The sequence below is a fragment of the Streptomyces sp. AcH 505 genome (genome assembly GCF_000818175.1).
GTDB lineage: Bacteria > Actinomycetota > Actinomycetes > Streptomycetales > Streptomycetaceae > Streptomyces.
In genome coordinates this window covers 414,349-417,432 of record NZ_JTIY01000002.1, presented here as the reverse complement: position 1 = coordinate 417,432, position 3,084 = coordinate 414,349, and the positions used below count along the sequence as shown (strand labels likewise).

The 3,084-nt window shown below is 71.1% G+C and carries 3 protein-coding genes and 1 pseudogene; 3 read left to right on the top strand and 1 reads right to left on the bottom strand.

Annotation, left to right across the window (positions count from 1 at the left end; genetic code table 11):
• A pseudogene (locus tag HY68_RS44300) lies at positions 1–852 on the top strand (hypothetical protein); the annotation flags it as partial.
• Positions 853–856: 4 nt separating this feature from the next.
• Here HY68_RS44300 and HY68_RS32000 read toward each other — a convergent pair.
• Complete coding sequence (locus HY68_RS32000) at positions 857–1,858, bottom strand: aldo/keto reductase (protein WP_041998374.1); 1,002 nt, start codon at positions 1,856–1,858, stop codon at positions 857–859.
• A gap of 232 nt (positions 1,859–2,090) precedes the next feature.
• Between HY68_RS32000 and HY68_RS31995 the strand changes: the two genes are divergently transcribed.
• Complete coding sequence (locus HY68_RS31995; protein WP_041998372.1) at positions 2,091–2,684, top strand: XRE family transcriptional regulator; 594 nt, start codon at positions 2,091–2,093, stop codon at positions 2,682–2,684.
• Between the two features lie 74 nt (positions 2,685–2,758).
• Positions 2,759–3,084: FAD-dependent oxidoreductase (locus tag HY68_RS31990; protein ID WP_157874534.1), on the top strand; the 326-nt coding region annotated here is incomplete at its 3' end.

Here is a 3,084-nt window from a genome sequence, read left to right as displayed (position 1 = left end):
TGGCCGTCCGTGCTGCCGGACGGCCTCGCGGCCGAGCTGGGGGCGCGTGAGCAGGCGATGCGCCAGGCGTTCGCGGAGGCCGGGGCAGGGACCGGGGACGGTACGGGCGCGCCGTCGGCCCCCGCGTACCCGTCGGCGCCGCCGTACGCCGCGACGTACCCGCAGCCGGGCCCGTACAGCCAACCGGCCGCGTACACCCAGCCTGCGCCCTACACCCAGCCGGGGCCGTACAACGGGCCCGGTCCGTACACCGGGCCCGGGGCGCCCGCAGGGCCCGTACGGCGTGGCGCGGGGCGTCGGTGGGCCGGCCTGCTGGCCGGCGGTGTGCTCGTCGCCGCCGCTGTCGCCTTCGTACTCGTACAGACCCAGAACGGCGACGACGACGGATCGTCGGACGGCGCGGGGGGCGGCGGATCGTCCTCGTCCCCCTCGGCGTCGTCGCCCTCGGCGTCGTCACCGGCGTCGGCGGACGCGGGTGACGCGCTGCCGGCGTCCTGGGTCGGCCGCTGGTCGGGCACGGGTCCGGGGACGGCTCAGGTAGGCCGCTTCCATGTCGCCCTGACGCTGCACGCGGCCGACCTCGGACAGCTCGTGGGCAGTCAGGTCAGCGATGTCGACGCGGTGGGGACGGACATCAACGTCGGCTGCACGGAGGCGCTGAAGCTGACCGAGGTCCACCCGACGTCGATGGTGTTCGAGGCGGTCACCGCCCATCCGACGGACCCGGCGACCAACGAGACATGCCCCACGGACCACATCTACGTGATCACGATGAAGGACACGGACACCCTCGCCCTGGAGGCCGAGGGTGCCCAGTCCGCCGGGTCCCCTGCCACCCTGACCCGCGACTGAACCGTCAGGCCGCCGCCTCCTCCGCCAGCAGCCGGTCGATCTCGGCGAGTTCGGACTCGCTGAGGGCGGGCGCTTCGAGCGCGCCGAGGTTCTGTTCGAGCTGGGTGACGCTGCTGGCGCCGATGAGCACGGAGGTGACGCGTGTGTCGCGCAGCCCCCAGGCGAGGGCGAGTTGCGCGAGGGACTGACCGCGCTGCCCGGCGAACTTGTTCAGGGCGTGCAGCAGGGCGAGCCGCTCGTCCGTGAGCACATCGCTCTTGAGGAAGTGGCCGACCGCCATCCGGGAGTCGGCCGGAATGCCGTTGAGGTAACGGTCCGTCAACTGCCCCTGGGCGAGCGGCGAGAAGGCGATGACTCCGGCGCCCGCCTCGGCCGACGCCGCGATCAGCCCGTTCTCGATCTCGCGGTTGAGCAGGGAGTAGGGGTGCTGGTTGATCAGCAGCGGGGTGCCCAGCTCCTTCAACAGGGCGGCGGCGCGGGTCATCTGCTCGGTGCTGTAGTTCGACAGGCCCACGTAGAGGGCCTTGCCCTGCCGTACCGCCGAGGCGAGTGCCCCGACCGTCTCCTCGATCGGTGTCCCGGGGTCCGGCCGGTGGGAGTAGAAGAGGTCCACGTAGTCGAGGTTGGTGCGGCGCAGGGTCTGGTCCAGGCTGGCCAGGATGTGCTTGCGCGAGCCCCATTCGCCGTACGGGCCCGGCCACATGTCGTAGCCGGCCTTGCTCGCGACGAACAGCTCGTCGCGGTACGGCCGGAAGTCCTGGTCGTACAGCACACCGAAGTTGGCCTCGGCGCTGCCGTAGGGCGGACCGTAGTTGTTCGCCATGTCTATGTGGCTGACGCCGAGGTCGAAGGCGCGGCGCAGGACGGCACGCTGGGTCTCCAGCGGGCTGGTGTCCCCGAAGTTGTGCCAGATGCCCAGCGAGACCTTCGGGAGCAGCACTCCGCTGTGGCCGCTGCGCTGGTACTGCATACCGGAGTAGCGCTCGTCGGCAGCGAGGTAGGTCATGTCCGTCCTTGTGTGTCGGGGATGCGCGGACCGATCGAAGCGACGGCCCGCACGACTCTCAATGTAGAAAGCGGTTACTACCAAGGTCAACGGCTGAGGCCGGGAGATCGGACTCATACACTCCGAGTCCTGGTTCCGCCGGCACCCCCATGAGCGCGTTCACTATGTCGAACGGACCTGGTACGTCGTCCCTACACTGCAACGACCATTATCGACAGCCGAAGGAGCCCGCGTGAAGTCCCCCAACAGTTCGGTCAGGGACGTTCTGGCCGCCAATCTGCGGCGGGAGAGGACCCGGCGCGGACTGTCGCTCTCCGAGCTGTCACGGCTGTCCAAGATCGGCAAGGCCACGCTGTCACAGCTGGAGTCGGCGACCGGCAACCCGACCATCGAGACGGTCTTCAGCCTGTCCCGCGCCCTGGAGCTGCCGATCTCGGACCTGCTCGACACCCAGTACGCGGACGCCGTGACGGTGGTGCGCGCGGCGGAGACCGATGTACTGAGCGGCGCGGGCGTCGACCTGCGGGCACTGCGGCGGATCGAGGCCGGCGGTGTCATCATGGAGGTCTACGACCAGCAGGTGCGCGACGGGTCGCGGCAGCCCTCGCTCGGGCACGCGGGCACCGAGCACACCGTCGTCCAGGCGGGCCGGCTGAACGTGGAGGTGGACGGCCACCGGCTGGAGCTGGGGCCGGGCGACTACGTCTCGTTCGACGGTTCGCTGCCGCACTGCTACAGCGCCCCCGAAGGTCCGGTGCGTTCGGTGCTGCTGCTCCAGTACCGGTCGGGCAGTGACCAGCCGCAGCCGCCGGGCGCTCCGCACTAGCCAGGGTGCGTTGACACGCTCCGGACGGCCCCATACGCTCAAGACCGTTCGCTTTACAGAACAGTGGAGGACGGATGCCCCGAACGCGGGCGGTGGTGCTGGGCGCCGGAATCATCGGCGCCGCCTGCGCCCGCGAACTGTCCCTCGCCGGGTTCGAGGTGGTCGTGGTCGACCGGGGCGGCGCGGCCGCCGCCACCACGTCGCACGGCGAGGGCAACATCCTGGTCTCCGACAAGGGCCCGGGGCCGGAACTCCAACTCGCCCAGCTCTCCCGCCGGCTGTGGCCCGAGGTGCTGGCGGCGCTCGCCGAGCGGCGCGCGGGCGGCGCCGAAGCGGTCGAGTGGGAGCCGAAGGGCGGCATCGTCGTGGCGACCACGGCCGGGGGTGCGGCGGGGCTGCT

Excerpts from the sequence above, each read along its gene's own strand:
- HY68_RS32000 (WP_041998374.1), bottom strand. The coding sequence starts at position 1,858 with ATGACCTACCTCGCTGCCGACGAGCGCTACTCCGGTATGCAGTACCAG.